At 64.5% G+C, this 18,047-nt stretch carries 14 protein-coding genes and 1 pseudogene; 1 reads left to right on the plus strand and 14 read right to left on the minus strand.

The window, feature by feature from the left end; translation table 11 throughout:
• Window position 1: 1 nt before the first annotated feature.
• Complete coding sequence (gspD, locus tag ACSX1C_RS07875) at window positions 2-1,951, plus strand: type II secretion system secretin GspD (protein ID WP_439888973.1); 1,950 nt, start codon at window positions 2-4, stop codon at window positions 1,949-1,951.
• Window positions 1,952-2,054: 103 nt separating this feature from the next.
• Here the strand turns inward: gspD and ACSX1C_RS07880 are convergent, their stop codons facing one another.
• The 14 genes and pseudogenes from ACSX1C_RS07880 to leuC all read right to left on the minus strand — a co-directional run bounded on the left by ACSX1C_RS07880 (window position 2,055) and on the right by leuC (window position 17,970).
• Window positions 2,055-3,266: an O-succinylhomoserine sulfhydrylase gene (locus tag ACSX1C_RS07880; RefSeq protein WP_439888974.1), complete on the minus strand. Its 1,212-nt coding sequence runs from the start codon at window positions 3,264-3,266 to the stop codon at window positions 2,055-2,057.
• 49 nt (window positions 3,267-3,315) lie between these two features.
• Window positions 3,316-4,821 carry an amidophosphoribosyltransferase gene (gene purF, locus ACSX1C_RS07885; protein WP_439888975.1) on the minus strand — a complete coding sequence of 502 codons (1,506 nt, stop codon included), beginning with the start codon at window positions 4,819-4,821 and terminating at the stop codon, window positions 3,316-3,318.
• A gap of 45 nt (window positions 4,822-4,866) precedes the next feature.
• Window positions 4,867-5,421: a CvpA family protein gene (locus ACSX1C_RS07890; protein WP_318645845.1), complete on the minus strand. Its 555-nt coding sequence runs from the start codon at window positions 5,419-5,421 to the stop codon at window positions 4,867-4,869.
• Between the two features lie 66 nt (window positions 5,422-5,487).
• Window positions 5,488-6,096 (minus strand): SPOR domain-containing protein, encoded by a 609-nt coding sequence (locus ACSX1C_RS07895; protein ID WP_439888976.1) that lies wholly within the window; start codon window positions 6,094-6,096, stop codon window positions 5,488-5,490.
• Entirely contained in the window at window positions 6,080-7,387 is a 1,308-nt protein-coding gene (gene folC, locus ACSX1C_RS07900; protein WP_439888977.1) for a bifunctional tetrahydrofolate synthase/dihydrofolate synthase, read from the minus strand. The genes ACSX1C_RS07895 and folC overlap by 17 nt, the downstream gene beginning before the upstream one ends.
• Window positions 7,384-8,268 carry an acetyl-CoA carboxylase, carboxyltransferase subunit beta gene (gene accD / locus ACSX1C_RS07905; protein ID WP_439888978.1) on the minus strand — a complete coding sequence of 295 codons (885 nt, stop codon included), beginning with the start codon at window positions 8,266-8,268 and terminating at the stop codon, window positions 7,384-7,386. Before accD ends, folC begins: the two co-directional genes overlap by 4 nt.
• A gap of 248 nt (window positions 8,269-8,516) precedes the next feature.
• Window positions 8,517-9,137 carry a phosphoribosylanthranilate isomerase gene (locus ACSX1C_RS07910; RefSeq protein WP_439888979.1) on the minus strand — a complete coding sequence of 207 codons (621 nt, stop codon included), beginning with the start codon at window positions 9,135-9,137 and terminating at the stop codon, window positions 8,517-8,519.
• Between the two features lie 44 nt (window positions 9,138-9,181).
• Window positions 9,182-10,048, minus strand: a complete 867-nt coding sequence (truA, locus tag ACSX1C_RS07915) for a tRNA pseudouridine(38-40) synthase TruA (protein ID WP_439888980.1) — start codon at window positions 10,046-10,048, stop codon at window positions 9,182-9,184.
• Between the two features lie 3 nt (window positions 10,049-10,051).
• On the minus strand, window positions 10,052-12,844 hold the full coding sequence (locus ACSX1C_RS07920; protein ID WP_439888981.1) for a FimV/HubP family polar landmark protein: 2,793 nt from the start codon (window positions 12,842-12,844) through the stop codon (window positions 10,052-10,054).
• A 152-nt stretch (window positions 12,845-12,996) separates the two neighbouring features.
• Window positions 12,997-13,089: pseudogene (locus tag ACSX1C_RS07925) on the minus strand (hypothetical protein); the annotation flags it as partial.
• A 448-nt stretch (window positions 13,090-13,537) separates the two neighbouring features.
• Complete coding sequence (asd, locus tag ACSX1C_RS07930) at window positions 13,538-14,650, minus strand: aspartate-semialdehyde dehydrogenase (RefSeq protein WP_439888982.1); 1,113 nt, start codon at window positions 14,648-14,650, stop codon at window positions 13,538-13,540.
• A gap of 55 nt (window positions 14,651-14,705) precedes the next feature.
• Window positions 14,706-15,788: a 3-isopropylmalate dehydrogenase gene (gene leuB, locus ACSX1C_RS07935; protein ID WP_369959574.1), complete on the minus strand. Its 1,083-nt coding sequence runs from the start codon at window positions 15,786-15,788 to the stop codon at window positions 14,706-14,708.
• A 95-nt stretch (window positions 15,789-15,883) separates the two neighbouring features.
• Window positions 15,884-16,531 carry a 3-isopropylmalate dehydratase small subunit gene (leuD, locus tag ACSX1C_RS07940; protein ID WP_439888983.1) on the minus strand — a complete coding sequence of 216 codons (648 nt, stop codon included), beginning with the start codon at window positions 16,529-16,531 and terminating at the stop codon, window positions 15,884-15,886.
• A gap of 11 nt (window positions 16,532-16,542) precedes the next feature.
• Entirely contained in the window at window positions 16,543-17,970 is a 1,428-nt protein-coding gene (gene leuC / locus ACSX1C_RS07945) for a 3-isopropylmalate dehydratase large subunit (protein WP_439889386.1), read from the minus strand.
• Between the last annotated feature and the right edge of the window lie 77 nt (window positions 17,971-18,047).

Here is an 18,047-nt window from a genome sequence, read left to right on the forward strand (position 1 = left end):
GATGTCCCCGATCCTCTCGCGCCTCACCTTCGCACTGTTAGCCGCCGGGCTGGCATTCGGCCCGCTGCCGCTCAGCGCAGCCAACAGCACGGTGCAACCCTCGGCCGGGCAGCAGGAAGAAAGTTGGACCATCAACCTGAAAGGCGCGGATATTCGCGAATTCATCGATCAGGTCGCACAGATCACTGGGCAAACCTTCGTCGTCGACCCGCGGGTGAAGGGCCAGGTCAGCGTCGTGTCGAGCACTCCACTGAATCTCAGCGAGGTCTACCAGCTGTTCCTCTCGGTGATGGCCACCCACGGCTTCAGCGTCATCACTCAGGGCGAGCAGGCACGCATCGTACCCAACGCCGAAGCCAAAGCCGAAGCGGGACTCGGCCGCGTCGCCCCCGACCGCCTGGAGACCCGCCTGATCCAGGTACAACACGGCTCGGCCACCGAACTCATCCCCCTGCTGCGCCCGCTGGTACCGCAATACGGCCACCTGGCCGCGGTGACTTCGGCCAACGCCATCATCATCAGCGACCGCAGCGCCAATATCGCCCGCATCGAGGATCTGCTGCGCCAGCTCGACCAGAAAGGCGAACGCGACTACAGCATGCTCAATCTGCAACACGCCTGGGTGATGGACGCCGCCGAGGTGCTCAACAGCGCCCTGGAGCGCGGCCAGGCCAAGGGCGCCTCCGGCACCCAGGTGATCGCCGACGCGCGCACCAACCGCCTGATCCTCCTCGGCCCACCGGCAGCACGCGCCAAACTGGTGGCCCTGGCCCAATCGCTGGACACCCCCACCAGCCGTTCGGCCAATACCCGGGTCATACGCCTAAGACACAATGACGCCAAGGCCCTGGCCGAGACCCTCGGCGACATCTCCGAAGGCCTGAAGAACCAGGAAGGCGGCGAAACCACCGGCAAGCCGCAGAACACCCTGATCCGCGCCGACGAGAGCCTCAACGCCCTGGTGCTGCTGGCCGAACCGGACCTGGTGGCGACGCTGGAGGATATCGTCCGCCAACTCGACGTGCCCCGCGCCCAGGTGATGGTGGAAGCCGCGATCGTCGAAATTTCCGGCGACATCAGCGATGCCCTGGGCGTGCAGTGGGCGCTGGATGGTCGCGGCGACAAGGGCGGCCTCGGCGGGGTCAACTTCGGCAACACCGGTCTGTCGATAGGCACCGTGCTGCAGGCCATTCAGGATCAGAAGAACAACGTCGACAACCCGATTCTCAACAACCTCCCCAATGGCGCGATCGTCGGCCTGGGCAGCGACCGCTTCGGCGTACTGGTCACCGCCCTGTCGGCCAATACCAAGAGCAACCTGCTGTCGACCCCCAGCCTGCTGACCCTGGACAACCAGGAGGCGGAGATCCTGGTCGGGCAGAACGTGCCGTTCCAGACCGGCTCCTTCACCACCAGCGCCTCCGGTGCCGACAACCCCTTCACCACCATCGAACGCAAGGACATCGGTGTCACCCTCAGGGTGACGCCGCATATCAACGAGGGGGCCAGCCTGCGTCTGGAGATCGAGCAGGAGATTTCCTCCATCGCACCGACCACCCAAGGGGTCAATGCCGTCGACCTGATCACCAACAAGCGCTCGATCAAGAGCACCATCCTCGCCGAAGACGGCCAGGTCATCGTGCTCGGCGGCCTGATCCAGGACGACGTCACCCAAACCGACTCCAAGGTGCCGCTGTTGGGCGACATTCCCTTCCTCGGCCGTCTGTTCCGCTCCAACAAGGACACCCACATCAAGCGCAACCTGATGGTGTTCCTGCGCCCCAGCGTGATCCGCGACGCCGCCGGCCTCGCGGCCCTGTCCGGGAAGAAGTACGGCGATATCCGCGTGCTCCGGGATATCCGCGACGACTACCAGCCCGGCGAACTCCCCCGCGACCCGGTCCAGCTGTTCGACCGCGCCACGGCGCCGGCGGTCGATCTGCGCGAATAAATTCGCGCAACAACGAAAAAGGCCTCGATATTCCATCGAGGCTTTTTTTCGTTGGCCGGTAGGCACCGGCCACAAGCTCGGATAAAGACTGGACGTCGCCGACTCAGAGTGCGGCCAACCCTCGGGCCAGGTCGGCCTTGAGGTCGGCCAGGTCTTCCAGCCCCACCGCCACGCGGATCAGGTTGTCGCGGATGCCGGCATTGGCCCGCTCGGCCGGCGACAGCCGCCCATGGGAGGTAGTGGCCGGGTGGGCGATGGTGGTCTTGGTGTCGCCCAGGTTGGTGGTGATGGAGATCACCCGCGTCGCGTCGATGAAGCGCCAGGCCGCCTCCTTGCCCCCCGCCACCTCGAAGCTGACCACGGCGCCGAAGGCGCTCTGCTGCCGCCGGGCCAGCTCATGCTGGGGATGACTGGGCAGGCCTGCATAGTAGACGCGCTCCACTCCTGCCTGCCGCTCGAGCCACTCGGCCAGTTGCAGGGTGCTGGCGCAGTGCGCCTGCATGCGTACGCGCAGGGTTTCCAGGCCTTTGAGGAAGATCCAGGCGTTGAACGGACTGAGGGTGGGGCCTGCGGTGCGCAGGAAGCCGACGATTTCCTTCATCAGCTCCGCCTTGCCGGCCACCACGCCGCCCATGCCACGGCCCTGGCCGTCGATGTACTTGGTCGCCGAGTGCATCACCACGTCCGCCCCCAGCTTCAGCGGCTGCTGCAGCGCCGGGGTACAGAAGCAGTTGTCCACCGCCAACAGCGCGCCTCGATCATGGGCGATCTGCGCCAACGCGGCGATATCGACCAGCTCGGCCAGGGGATTGGAGGGCGACTCGACGAACAGCAGCTTGGTAGTGGGCCGACAGGCCGCCTGCCACGCATCCAGGTCGGACAAGGCGACATAATCGACTTCGATGCCGAAACGCTTGAGGTACTTCTCGAACAGACTGATGGTCGAGCCGAACACGCTGCGCGAGACCAGCACGTGATCGCCGCCACTGCACAGGCTCATGACGATGGCCAGGATCGCCGACATGCCGGAGGCCGTGGCGACCGCCTGTTCAGCGCCCTCCAGTGCGGCGATGCGCTCCTCGAAGGCTCTCACCGTGGGATTGGTGTAGCGGGAATAGACGTTGCCGGGCACCTCACCGGCGAAGCGCGCGGCCGCATCGGCCGCGGTGCGGAACACGTAGCTGGAGGTGGGGAACAGCGCCTCGCTGTGCTCGCCTTCCGGGGTTCGGCGCTGGCCCGCGCGTACCGCCAGGGTATCGAAGCCGACTCCGTCCAGGTCGCTGTCCAGCCGTCCGGCATCCCAATCTTGCGTCATGCCCCTCACCTCGGTTCTGCCGCCGCAGCTTCGCCCGGCGCGCCGCTCTTTAGTTGTTGTACAGGTCGATGATCGCACTGACCGCCTGGGACTTGGCCTTGGTGGCGTCGTTGCGCGCCTGCTCGATCTTGTCCAGGTAGGCCTCGTCGACATCGCCGGTGACGTACTGGCCATCGAATACCGCACAGTCGAAGTGCTCGATCTTGATCTTACCGCCACCGACCGCATCGATCAGATCGTTGAGGTCCTGGTACACCAGCCAGTCGGCACCGATCAGCTCGGCGACCTGCTCGGTGCTGCGGTTGTGGGCGATCAGCTCGTGGGCGCTGGGCATGTCGATGCCGTAGACGTTCGGGTAGCGCACCGCCGGCGCCGCCGAACAGAAATAGACGTTCTTCGCCCCGGCCTCGCGGGCCATCTGGATGATCTGCTTACAGGTGGTACCCCGCACAATGGAGTCATCCACCAGCATCACGTTCTTGCCGCGGAACTCCAGCTCGATGGCATTGAGCTTCTGCCGCACGGACTTCTTGCGCGCCGCCTGGCCGGGCATGATGAAGGTACGACCGATGTAACGGTTCTTGACGAAGCCCTCGCGGAACTTCACCCCCAGGTGATTGGCCAGCTCCAGCGCCGCGGTGCGGCTGGTATCGGGAATCGGAATGACCACGTCGATGTCGTGATCGGGCCGCTCGCGCTGAATCTTCTCGGCCAGCTTCTCGCCCATGCGCAGGCGCGCCTTGTACACCGAGACGCCGTCCATGATCGAATCCGGACGCGCCAGGTAGACGTGCTCGAAGATGCACGGCGAGTAGCGCGGGTTCTCCGCACACTGGCGGGTGAACAGCTTGCCGTCCTCGGTGATGTACACCGCCTCACCGGGTGCCAGGTCACGGATCAGGGTGAAGCCGAGCACGTCCAGCGACACGCTTTCCGAGGCGATCATGTACTCCACGCCCTCGTCGGTGTGGCGCTGACCGAAGACGATCGGCCGAATGCCGTTAGGGTCGCGGAAACCGACGATGCCGTAACCGGTGATCATCGCCACCACCGCGTAACCGCCGCGGCAGCGCTTGTGCACATCGCTGACCGCGGCGAACACGTCTTCCTCGGTCGGCTGCAGCTGGCCGCGCAGGGCCAGTTCGTGGGCGAACACGTTGAGCAGCACTTCCGAGTCGGAGTTGGTGTTGACGTGACGCAGGTCGGACTCGTAGATCTCCTTGGCCAGCTGTTCGACGTTGGTCAGGTTGCCGTTGTGCGCCAGGGTGATGCCATAGGGCGAGTTGACGTAGAACGGCTGTGCCTCGGCCGAGCTGGAGCTGCCGGCGGTCGGGTAGCGCACATGCCCGATGCCCATGTGGCCGACCAGACGCTGCATGTGGCGCTGCTGGAACACATCGCGCACCAGGCCGTTATCCTTGCGCAGGAACAGCCGTCCATCATGGCTGGTGACGATACCGGCAGCATCCTGGCCGCGGTGCTGCAGAACGGTAAGCCCGTCATACAGCGCCTGATTGACGTTCGATTTACCGACGATACCGACAATGCCACACATGTGACGCAACCCCTACTTAGTGAAACACGCAGATTCTGAAGGCTCTTACGGCAGTTTAGGCTGCAAGAGACCCTCTTTGAACGGCAGCGGCGCCGATGCGTCGACGCCGCTGGCCAGCCACTCGCTGGACACCCCGAGGATGAGGTTCTTCGACCAGTCCGCAACCATTAGAAAGTGCGGCAACAGCGTCGACTGCTGCCACCAAGGATCCTGTTGCACCGGCGCCAGGCTGAGCAGGCCGACCAGCACCACGACCAACAGCCCGCCCCGGGCGGCACCGAACACCATGCCGAGAAAACGGTCGGTGCCGGACAGACCGGTGACCCGGATCAGCTCGCCGACCAGGTAATTGACCAACGCCCCCACCATCAGGGTGACGACAAAGAGGAAGGCGCAGGCGGCGATCACGCGCGCCGACGGGGTTTCGATGAATTCTGTGAGGTGCTGCGACAAGGCGCCGCCGAACATCCAGGCAACGACGCCGGCAACGATCCAGGTGAGCAACGACAGGGCTTCCTTGACGAAGCCACGGCTCAGACTGATCAGACTCGATACGGCGATGATGGCGATAATCGCCCAATCGACCCAGGTAAATGCCACGATTCAGCTACCGACGCAAAAGGCGCTGCATTTTAGCAGAGCCCATGCCTTCGGGTAAGCCGCGGATCAACTGCGCTCCGGCTGAAAGCGCACGACGAAGCCGTTGAGCTTATGCTGACGCTTGAGCTGATCGCGCAGGCGGTCGGCCTCGGCGCGCTCGATCAACGGACCGACGAACACTCGGTTCATGCCGTCCACGCTGCGGATATAGGCGTTGTAGCCCTGACTGCGCAGGGTCTTCTGCAGGTTCTCGGCCCCGCTGCGACTGGACAGGCTGGCCAATTGCACGGACCAACTGATCGGCAGGCTGTTGGCATCCAGACGACTGGCGGGAGCCGGTGGTACAGCCGCGGGCTGCGCGGGGGCCGCCGCCACTGCTTCAGGCTCGACGACGGGGGCCGGGACAGGAACAGGCTGCACCGGGTCGACCGCATCCTGCGCATCCGGCTGCTCGGGTACCGGCTCCTCCGGCAGAACCTGGGGCTCCGGCACCGTGACCGGCTGCATCTCGATCTGCGGCATGGCTGGCGCCTCCGGCATGGCCGGCGCCTCGACCACCACCTGACGCAACTCGTCCTGGCGCGACAGCAACATCGGCAGGAAGATCACCGCCAGCGCCAGCAGCACCAGGGCCCCCACCATCCGCTGCTTCAGCCCTTTATCCAGCAAAGCCATCCTGCACATCCCCCGTGGCATGGCGGGCCAGCCAGTCCAGGGCCTCGGCCACGCAATAAAAAGATCCGAACAGCAGAATTTCATCCCCTGCCGACGCCCGCTCACACTGTGCCAGCAATGCCGATTGCACATCGGCATAGGCGCTCACCCGCGCCGCGCAATTGTGCAGGTGCGCCTCCAACTCGGCGACCGGACGACTGCGAGCGGTCGGCAGCGAAGTCACGGCCCAATGCGCGATCTCGCCCAGCAGCGGCGCAACCACCCCAGCCAGATCCTTATCGGCCAGCAGCCCGAACACCGCCAGACGCTCGCCAGTCGCCGGCCTGACCGCCAGCCGTTGCGCCAGGTACCCGGCGGCATGGGGATTATGCCCAACATCCAGCAGCAACGTGAGTGGCTTGCCCCGCCAATTCACAGCCCGGCGATCCAGGCGACCGGCAACCCGGGTCTGCGTCAAGGCAGCAGCGATCCGCTCAGCCTGCCAGGGCAGTCCAAGCAAGGCAAAGGCCTGCAGCGCCAAGGCGGCATTCTCCATCGGCAGATCGAGCAGCGGTAGCCGCTCCAAGCGCAGCTCTTTGCCCTGAGCGTCCACCCCGCCCCAGGACCAGCAGTGGGCATCGACGCCAAGGTCGTAGTCGCGCCCGCGCAGATACAACGGCGCAGCCAATAGCGCCGCCTGATCCAGCAAGGGCTGCGGCGGCTGCGGGTCGCCGCACAAGGCCGGCGTACCCGCGCGAAAGATTCCGGCCTTTTCGAAAGCGACCGACTCGCGGGTGTCTCCCAGCCACTCGGCATGATCCAGGCCGATACTGGTGACCAGGGCCAGGTCGGCATCGATCAGATTGACCGCATCCAGCCGCCCGCCCAGCCCCACTTCCAGCACCACGGCATCCAGTTGCGCGCGCTGAAACAACCAGAAAGCCGCCAGCGTGCCCATCTCGAAATAGGTCAGGGAAATTTCGCCTCGTGCCGCCTCGACAGCGGCAAAGGCCTCACAGAGCGAGGCATCGCTGGCCTCGCTACCGGCGATCTGCACCCGCTCGTTGTAGCGCAGCAAGTGCGGCGAGCTGTACACCCCGACCCGCCGTCCCTGGTCTTGCAGCAGGGCGGCCAGGAAGGCGCAGGTCGAGCCCTTGCCATTGGTGCCGGTGACGGTGATCGCCAGAGGCGCCGGCTTGCCCAGACCCAAGCGCTCAGCTACCGCCCTGGAGCGCTCCAGCCCCATATCGATAGCCGAGGGGTGCAGCTGCTCCAGATAAGCCAGCCAATCAGCCAGGGAGCGCTCGATCATGCAGTGACCGGCAGCGCAGCTGGGGACGGCAGGCGCATCAGCTGTGCGAGCAGCTTGGCCAGACGCGGGCGCAACTCCGCACGCGGGATGATCATGTCGATCGCGCCGTGCTCGAGGAGGAACTCGCTGCGCTGGAAGCCTTCGGGCAACTTTTCGCGCACCGTCTGCTCGATCACCCGCGGGCCGGCGAAGCCAATCAGTGCCCGCGGCTCGGCGACTATCACGTCGCCGAGCATCGCCAGACTGGCGGACACGCCACCATAGACCGGGTCGGTCAGCACCGAGATGAACGGAATACCCTCTTCGCGCAGACGCGCCAGCGCCGCCGAGGTCTTGGCCATCTGCATCAGAGAGATCAGCGCCTCCTGCATGCGCGCGCCACCGGAGGCGGAGAAACAGATCAACGGGCAACGCTGCTCCAGGGCTACGTTGGCCGCGCGCACGAAGCGCTCACCGACGATTGCGCCCATGGAGCCCCCCATGAAGGAAAACTCGAAGGCGCAGGCCACCACCGGCATTTTCTCCAGGGTACCGCGCATGGCGATCAACGCATCCTTCTCGCCGGTCTGCTTCTGCGCCGACACCAGGCGATCCTTGTACTTCTTGCTGTCACGGAACTTCAGGCGATCGACCGGCTCCAGGTCGGCCCCGATCTCCTCGCGCCCCTCGGCATCGAGGAAGATATCCAGACGGGCGCGCGCATCGATACGCATGTGATGGTTGCACTTGGGGCAGACATCCAGGGTCTTCTCCAACTCCGGTTTGTACAGCACCGCCTCACAGGAGGGGCACTTGTGCCAGAGCCCCTCGGGCACCGAACTCTTCTTGACCTCGGAACGCATGATCGATGGGATCAGTTTGTCTACCAACCAGTTGCTCATGCTCTTCATTCTCCAAAGCAGTGGGCTCGAGCATGCCATGGCACAGGGCCTTGCGGCACACCCAAGCGAATTCACGGATGCGGTCTCGACAGGGGCCGGCACCAGTTCCAACCGGCCCCTATCGACCACTCGAAACACATCGGTACCCGCCGCCCAATCTCGACCGCCAAAGGCGCTCATTACAACACCTGCAACAGGGCTATGGACGGCTGCCCGCGCAGCGTCGTCACATCAGCGGTGCAATCGACTCAGGCAGCCCGGACGGCGCTCACGAACGCACGGATCTTCTCGGCATCCTTGATGCCCTTGCTTGCCTCCACCCCACCACTGACATCGACCCCATAGGGCCCGACCTGGGCAATGGCCGCCGCCACGTTCTCTGGCGTCAGGCCACCGGCCAGAACAACGGGCTTGGTCAAACCTCGGGGCACCAGAGACCAGTCGAACGTCTCGCCAGTACCGCCTGGAACACCCGCCACATAGGTATCCAGCAGTATTCCCGCGGCACTGGCATAGGGCTCGATGCGCGCCGCGACGTCGTCCCCCGGCCTGACCCGCAGCGCCTTCATATAAGGACGGCCAACGGCCTCGCAGGAGGCGGCCGTTTCATCACCATGGAACTGCAACAGGTCCAGCGGCACCGCGCGCAGGACAGCGTTCAATTCATCGGCACTGGCATCGACGAACAGGCCCACGGTGGTCACGAAGGGCGGCAGCGCGGCGATGATCGCTCGTGCTTGAGGCACGCTGACCGCCCGCGGGCTCTTGGCATAGAACACCAGGCCGATCGCATCCGCACCGGCCTCGACGGCGATCAGAGCATCCTCTACGCGGGTAATTCCACAGATCTTGCTGCGAACGACTGGCAACTGGCGAAGCCTCCGGCAAAGCATCGATGGTAGCAAATGACTACCTAGGCGTCAGCCGCCACATCTGGCAGGCCGGAAAGGAAATGCGGCCCGAGATAACGCCTGGGGAGATCGAATTCCTCTGGATAATCGACCTGCACCAGATACAACCCATAAGGATGAGCCGTGACGCCCCCCGTGCGGCGCGCCCGCGTTTCGAGCACTTCTCGCGCCCACTCCACCGGCCGCTCCCCGGCACCTATGGCCATCAGCACGCCGGCAATGTTGCGGACCATATGGTGCAGGAAGGCGTTGGCACGAATATCCAGCACGATAAAGCGGCCATGCTCGAGTAGATGCAGATGATGCACCGTCTTCACCGGCGACTTGGCCTGACACTGGCGCGCGCGGAAGGCACTGAAATCATGGGTACCCACCAGCACCTTGGCTGCCTCGCGCATGAGCCCGATATCCAGCGCCCGGTGATTCCAGGTGACCTCTTCGGCCATGTGCGCCGGACGGATCTGATCGTTGTAGATCACGTAGCGATAGCGCCGGGCCATGGCACAGAAACGCGCATCGAAATGCGCCGGCATGAGCTTGGCCCAGGCCACACTGATGTCGGCCGGCAGGTTCATGTTTGCGCCCATGACCCAGGAATGCATGGAGCGCTCGACAGTCGTATCGAAGTGCACCACCTGGGCGCTGGCATGCACCAGGGCATCGGTACGACCGGCACAGCTCAGGGTGACCGGCGCGCCGCCGGCCACCTTGGACAAGGCCTTCTCCAGAGACTCCTGAATAGACGGCACCCCTGCGCGCTGACGCTGGAAACCGCGGTAGCGGGAGCCCTTGTACTCGACACCGAGGGCGACCTTGAAAAAACCAACGGCAGCCGAATCGGCTGCCGTTGCGGGTAGTGCATCAGACATGTATCAAACCAATTTAGCGATCAACTCTCGCGCTTCTTGCTGCTGGCCTTCGTCGCCCTCGGCAACCACCTCATCGAGGATGTCGCGCGCACCTTCGGTGTCGCCCATATCGATATAGGCCCGGGCCAGATCGAGCTTGGTCGCCGTCTCGTCGGTACCGGACAGGAAGTCGAAATCATCGTCCTCCAGATCCACAGAAGCAGGTCCACTCGCCTCGGCTGCCGCAGACTGCTCCGGACCACCTGCAGACAACTGATCCAGTTCGGCGCTCACCTCATCGAGTCGAGCGGAGAAGTCATCCGCCTGGACTTCCACCGCCTCATCGTCCAGCGACAGATCGAAGTCGGCCGGCAGGTCGAGTTCGCCACCAGCACTCGCTTCCGGCAGATCGAGCGCCAAATCAGAAACCTCATCCACGACAGGCTTAGAAACCGGTTCGTCATCCAGACTGAGGAGGAACTCGTCTTCCTCTGCCGCCGGGGCCTCGCCACCGTCGGCCTCGATGTCCAGGCTGAAGTCGGCCAACTCGCCACCCAGCGGCAGATTCTCGTCGGCAGCATCATCCAGACTCAGATCGAAGCCTAGATCGTCGTCCAGGCTGGCGACCGGCGCGGTCGAAGACTCGACGTCCAATTCCAGACCTTCGGCCTCTGGGGTCGAGCCCTGAGTAGAGGCGGCCTGCAAATCACTCTCGAGTTCGCTTTCGAGGTCATCCAGACTCAAATCGAATTCGTCATCCAGTTCAGCCGCAGCAGTCGGCCGAGCCGGCTCGTCCAGCGTCAGATCGTCGAGACTGAAACCGTCCAGATCATCGTCGACGCCAGCAGCTGCGGTGGCCGCCATGGTGGCGCCGGCGAAGGCGACCATGGCCGGGTAACGCACCTTGAGTTGATCGACCTCTGCTCCGGCCCCACCTATCTCGCGCAACTCGTTTTCCTGACGGGCAAAACCCTCACGATCGCCCAGCTCGGCATAGACCTCCATCAACTTGAGTCGCAGGTCCGCACGATGCGGTTCGTCGTTGATCGCGTTGGACAACAGCTCGGCAGCCTGATTGAAGCGGCCGTAAGCGATATAGATATCCGCTTCACCCAAGGCATCCGAGGTCTGCGCCGTGACACGTTCCTCGGCAGGTGCAGCAGCGGCCTCCTCGCCCAAGGCATCGGGAAATACCTCGAAGCCTTCGGACGCCTGCTGCATATCGTTATCGAAGATGTTCTCGTCACTCGCGGCCGCCAAGCCGGCCTGCAGCTCGGCTTCCTTCTGGGCATTGCGCCGCGACAACATCATCAAACCGACCAGCAGCACCAACAAGGCGCCACCACCGGCGGCGCCCAGCAACATGGGATTGGCCAGAAGGTCGTCCAGGGCGCTGGACTGCGGCGCCTGCACCGCGACCGGCTCAGCCGGTGCCGCTGGCGGCTCAGCGACAGCAGCAGGTACAACCGGCTCCCCGATCGCAGCCACAGGTTCGGGCGTCACTGCAGGCTCGGATACCGGCTGTGCAGCCTCACCTTGCGCGGCCGAAGCGGGCTCCTCGCCGTAGTTGTAATCCGGCGCGGACTCCGACGTAGTGGCCGCCGCTTCCGGCTGAACGACTGCCACCTGGGCCGGCTCAACCTTGGCCGGTTCTTCGGCCGCTACGACCGGGGCAGTAGACGCGACCTCTGGCGCCTGGACCTGCCCTGGCTTGGCGAGATCCGCCTGCAACTTGGCCAACTGGTCATCCTTCAGCTGGATCAGGCGCTGTAGCTTGTCGAGCTGCCCCTGCAGATCGCTCATGCGTCCTTTCAGCTCATCGTTCTCACGGCGAGTCGAGTCGAGACTTTCTTGGGTGACGGCCAACTTATCGGCCAGCGCCTTGCTGTCGGCCGCCCCCCTGTCGCTGCCACTGCTGGCCTTGCCGCCATCGGCAGAAACCAGCTTGAGACTGTCCTGAGACTTGACCTGGGCGGGTGCCGCGCCAGCAGCGCTGCGCTTGGTTGCATCAAGCTGACGAGCCGCAACACCACGCCCTTCGCGCCAGGCCGCATTCTGACTGGCGACCTGAGCAATGGCCTCGGCCTGGGAGCGACGCTTGAGCTGCTGCTCATCGGGCAGACGCAGAACCTGGCCGCTCTTCATGCGATTGATGTTGCCGCCGATAAAGGCATCCGGGTTCAGGTCCTGAATCGCCAGCATGGCCTGATGCACGGTGCCGCCAGGCACACGTCGAGCGATTTCCCAGAGCGTATCGTTAGACGTGGTCTTGTACTCGTTGCTCCCGCCTGCACTGCGCACAGCTGGCGCAGGCACGGCCGCTTGCACGCTCTGACGCGGCGCAGCAGCCTGCGAAAGCGGGGCCGGCGCGGCTACGGGCAACTGCGGAGTAGCCGCGACTGCGGTTTGCGGCGAATAGAGCGGCGGATCGAGCAGCAGGGTGTACTCGCGCAGCAGGCGACCATTGGGCCACAACACCTCTACCAGAAAGTTCAGGTACGGCTCGCGCACCGGCTTGTTCGACGTCACCCGGATCACACTCTTGCCGTTAGGCTTGAGGATCGGAGTGAACTTGAGGTCGGTCAGGAAGTACTGACGATCGACGCCAGCCTTGGTGAATTCTTCGGGAGCCGCCAGGCTCGGCAGGACTTCATTGGACGCCAGATCGCGCACTTCCAACAATTCGATTTCAGCCACCAACGGCTGATTCAGCGCCGATTGCAGGGTCACTTCTCCCAGCCCCAGCGCGTGCGCCATACCGGAGGACAGTGCCGAAGCAGCTGCGATTGCCAGCACCAGTTTGCGAACCCGAACCATAGCGTTATCCCTTGTTTTATCTTTTTTCTCGGTTTCCGAGAGGGTCTTGTTATTGCTGCCTGCATCCGCCCAGGGCGACTCCCCATGCAGCAATCAACTCGGCCAGTATTGCCAAGCTCGAAAGATTCTTCAAATTTCAGGGTAAGTATCTTTTACAGGTAGTGTTTTATCAACAACTCACCCGGCGACACGACATTCAAGCTCGCGCCTTTTCTTACATTATCAGACGCAATCCACAAATCGAGATCGGCGACCTAGCCCTGCCCGCCGATCCGCCTGACACGGGCCACATCCAAACCAGCTGCGACATCCGGCGCAGCCGAGCCGCCCGATTCGAGCCATTCAAGACTTGAGCCGGCCCTCTCACCCATGCTCTGAAAGAGCGGGCCGTGACGACCATCTCCTCCATACCTGCCATTGCCATTCCTTACACCCTGGCGCACTGGCCGCTGCCGACACTCAAGTATCGACCTAACGCCGGCAGACTGAAGGCAGTTCGTCGGCTAATCGGCGAGCGTTCATGCCTGCGACCGTCCCAAACAGCGGCCTAATGAAGGGCCCGCCCGACACTTTTTCGCGCCCCTCAAAATGCGAGGGGCGGGCCCGTCTCACGATCACCTTCGATCGCAGACGGCGCCCGCCCCTATTCGGTATCGACAACGCTCAGCCGAACAGACTCAGCGCGCGACTCCCTCAACGCTCCAGCAGAATCCGCAGCATGCGCCGCAGCGGCTCCGCGGCGCCCCACAGCAGCTGGTCACCCACGGTGAAAGCCCCCAGGTAGTGCGAGCCCATGTTCAGCTTGCGCAGGCGACCGACCGGTACGCTCAGGGTGCCGGTGACTGCAGTCGGACCCAGCTCGCGGATGCTCGCCTCGCGCTGGTTCGGCACCAGTTTGACCCAGGGGTTGTGCTGACTGATCAGCCCCTCGATATCGGACAGCGGCACGTCCTTGTTCAGCTTGATGGTCAGGGCCTGGCTGTGGCAGCGCATCGCGCCGATGCGCACGCAGATGCCGTCCACCGGGATCGGGCTCTTGAAGCGACCGAGGATTTTGTTGGTCTCGGCCTGGGCCTTCCACTCTTCGCGGCTCTGGCCGTTGGGCAGCTCCTTGTCGATATAGGGGATCAGGCTGCCGGCCAGCGGCACGCCGAAGTTGTCCACCGGGAAGGCTTCGCCGCGCATGGCATCGGCCACCTTGCGGTCGATGTCGAGGATGGCGCTGGCCGGATTGGCCAGATCGTCGGCCACCGCGCCGTTGATCGCACCCATCTGCTTGATCAGCTCGCGCATGTTCTGCGCGCCGGCGCCGCTGGCCGCCTGATAGGTCATGGCGCTCATCCACTCGACCACGCCGGCCTCGTAGAGACCGCCCAGGGCCATCAGCATCAGGCTGACGGTGCAGTTGCCGCCGATATAGTTCTTGGCGCCGGCATCCAGCTGCTGATCGATCACCTTGCGGTTGACCGGGTCCAGCACGATGACCGCGTCGTCGGCCATGCGCAGCGAGGACGCCGCGTCGATCCAGTAGCCCTGCCAGCCCGCTTCGCGCAGCTTGGGGAAGACTTCATTGGTGTAGTCGCCGCCCTGGCAGGTGAGGATCACGTCCAGACCTTTCAGTTCGTCGATGCTGTAGGCGTCCTTCAGCGGGGCGATGTCCTTGCCAATGGCCGGGCCCTGGCCGCCGACATTGGAGGTGGTGAAGAACACCGGTTCGATCAAGTCGAAATCCCGCTCTTCCAGCATGCGCTGCATGAGCACGGAACCGACCATGCCACGCCAACCGATCAGACCTACACGTTTCATAACGACTACACCTATGTGAACAGACCGCCGGAACCACCCCGGCGGACCTGGAAGATTACAGACTACGCAGCGCTTCGACTACCGCATCGCCCATGGCCGCGGTACCGACCTTGGTCATACCGGCGGAGTGGATATCGCCGGTACGCAGGCCCTGATCGAGCACCTTGCTCACCGCCTGCTCGATGGCATCGGCCGCAGCGCCCTGATTGAAGCTGTAACGCAGCATCATCGACACCGAGAGGATGGTCGCCAGCGGGTTGGCGATGCCCTGCCCGGCGATGTCCGGCGCACTGCCGTGGCACGGCTCGTACATGCCCTTGTTGTCGGCATCCAGGGAGGCCGAGGGCAGCATGCCGATGGAGCCGGTGAGCATGGAAGCCTCGTCCGACAGGATGTCGCCGAACATGTTGTCGGTGACCATCACGTCGAACTGCTTGGGTGCGCGCACCAGCTGCATGGCCGCGTTGTCCACGTACATGTGGCTCAGCTCGACGTCCGGGTAGTCCTTGGCCACCTCCTCCACCACGGCGCGCCACAGCTGGCTGGAGGCCAGCACGTTGGCCTTGTCCACCGAACAGAGCTTCTTGTTGCGCACCCGGGCCATGTCGAAACCGACACGGGCGATGCGGCGGATCTCGCTCTCGCTGTACGGCAGGGTGTCGTAGGCCATGCGCTCGCCATTCTCCAGCACCTTGCTCTCGCGCGGCTGACCGAAGTAGATGCCGCCGGTCAGCTCACGGACGATGAGGATATCCAGGCCGGCGACCACTTCCGGCTTCAGCGAGGAGGCATCGGCCAGCTGCGGATAGAGGATGGCCGGGCGCAAGTTGGCGAACAGGCCCAGTTGCGAGCGGATCTTCAGCAGGCCGCGCTCCGGGCGCAGGGCCGGGTCGATGGCGTCCCACTTGGGTCCGCCGACCGCGCCGAGCAGGATGGCATCGGCGGCACGGGCCCGCGCGAGGGTCTCGTCGGCCAGCGGCACGCCGTACTTGTCATAGGCGGCGCCGCCCAGCTCGTCGAAACTCAGCTCGAAACCCAGGGCGTACTTGTCGTTGGCCAGCTGCAGCACCTTGACCGCCTCGGCCATGATCTCCGGGCCGATGCCGTCGCCGGGGAGAACCAGAATCTGCTTGCTCATTACATTCCTCTACTTCGGTAGGGTGGATATTGGCCACAGGCCCCATCCGCCAAAATCCGTGGTGGAAAACGCTGCGCGGTTTTCCACCCTACACATCACTTGATCGCGCCGAACAGCCAGGGGCTGCGCTGCTTGTAGCCGGCCTCGAAGGCCTCGATCGCCTCGGCATCCTGCAGGGTCAGGCCGATGTCGTCCAGGCCGTTGAGCAGGCAGTGCTTGCGGAAGGCGTCGACCTCGAAGCCGTACTGCTTGCCGTCCGGACGGGTCACGGTCTGCGCCGCCAGGTCGACGGTCAGCCGGTAGCCCTCCTCGGCCTCGCACTGGCGGAACAGCTCGTCCACGTCGCGCTCGGCGAGGATGATCGGCAGCAGGCCGTTCTTGAAGCTGTTGTTGTAGAAGATGTCGGCGAAGCTCGGGGCGATGATGGCGCGGAAACCATACTCCTCCAGCGCCCAGGGCGCGTGCTCGCGGGACGAGCCGCAACCGAAGTTCTCCCGGGCCAACAGCACGCTGGCGCCCTGGTAGCGGGGGAAGTTCAACACGAACTCCGGGTTGACCGGCCGCTGCGAGCAGTCCTGGTTGGGTTGGCCGACATCCAGGTAGCGCCATTCGTCGAACAGGTTCGGGCCGAAGCCGGTGCGCTTGATCGACTTGAGAAACTGCTTGGGAATGATCTGGTCGGTGTCGACGTTGGCGCGGTCCAGCGGCGCGACGAGACCGGCGTGTTGGGTAAAGGCTTTCATGGGCGGTCTCCTTAAGGCCGAATCAGTTCGCGAACGTCGATGAAGCGGCCGGTGACCGCGGCCGCCGCGGCCATGGCCGGGCTGACCAGGTGGGTACGCCCGCCAGCGCCCTGACGGCCCTCGAAGTTGCGGTTGGAGGTGGAGGCGCAATGCTCGCCGCTGCCCAGCTTGTCCGGGTTCATCGCCAGGCACATGGAGCAGCCCGGCTCACGCCACTCGAAGCCGGCCTCGATGAAGATCTTGTCCAGGCCTTCGGCCTCCGCCTGGGCCTTGACCAGGCCCGAGCCCGGCACCACCAGCGCCTGCTTGACCGTGGCGGCGACCTTGCGGCCCTTGGCCACCTCGGCGGCGGCGCGCAGGTCCTCGATGCGCGAGTTGGTGCAGGAGCCGATGAACACGCGATCCAGCATGATGTCGGTGATGGGCTGATTGGCCGCCAGCCCCATGTACTTCAGCGCGCGGACGATGGAGTCGCGCTTGACCGGATCGGCCTCGGCCGCCGGGTCCGGCACCTTCTGGTCGACCGCCAGGACCATCTCCGGCGAGGTGCCCCAACTGACCTGGGGCTTGATGTCTTCGGCACGCAGCTCGACCAGGGTATCGAAACGGGCGTCGGCATCCGACACCAGCTCGCGCCACTGGGTCACGGCCTGGTCCCAGTCGGCGCCCTTGGGCGCGAAGGGGCGGCCCTCGACGTAGTCGATGGTCTTCTCGTCCACGGCCACCAGGCCGACCCGGGCGCCCGCCTCGATCGCCATGTTGCACAGGGTCATACGCCCTTCCAGGGACAGGTCGCGGATGGCGCTGCCGGCGAACTCCAGGGCATGGCCGTTGCCGCCGGCGGTGCCGATCTTGCCAATCACGGCGAGGACGATGTCCTTGGCGGTGACGCCGAAGGGCAGCTGACCCTCCACGCGCACCTGCATGTTCTTCATCTTCTTGGCCACCAGGCATTGGGTCGCCAGCACGTGCTCGACCTCGGACGTGCCGATGCCGTGGGCCAGGGCGCCGAAGGCGCCGTGGGTGGAGGTGTGCGAGTCGCCGCAGACCACGGTCATGCCCGGCAGGGTAGCGCCCTGCTCCGGGCCGACCACATGGACGATGCCCTGGCGCGAGTCGTTCATCTTGAATTCGAGGATGCCGAAGTCGTCGCAGTTCTCGTCCAGGGTCTGCACCTGAATGCGCGACACCTCGTCGACTATGGCCTCCAGACCGCCCTGACGCTCGGCCTGAGTGGTCGGCACGTTGTGGTCCGGGGTGGCGATGTTGGCGTCGATGCGCCACGGCCTGCGGCCGGCCAGACGCAGGCCCTCGAAGGCCTGCGGCGAGGTCACCTCGTGGAGGATATGGCGATCGATGTAGATCAGCGAAGAGCCATCGTCGCGGCGCTTCACCTCGTGCATATCCCAGAGCTTGTCGTAGAGCGTTTTGCCGGCCATCAGCGAGTCCCTCATCAGCGTGTTTCTATGCCCGGGCGAATAGCCCTGCGGCTTATGGGGACGATCCTAGGGGCTTG

Origin of the sequence: Pseudomonas sp. MBLB4123 (assembly GCF_051904775.1) — a bacterium.
In the GTDB taxonomy this organism is placed as follows: Bacteria; Pseudomonadota; Gammaproteobacteria; order Pseudomonadales; family Pseudomonadaceae; genus Aquipseudomonas; species Aquipseudomonas benzenivorans_B.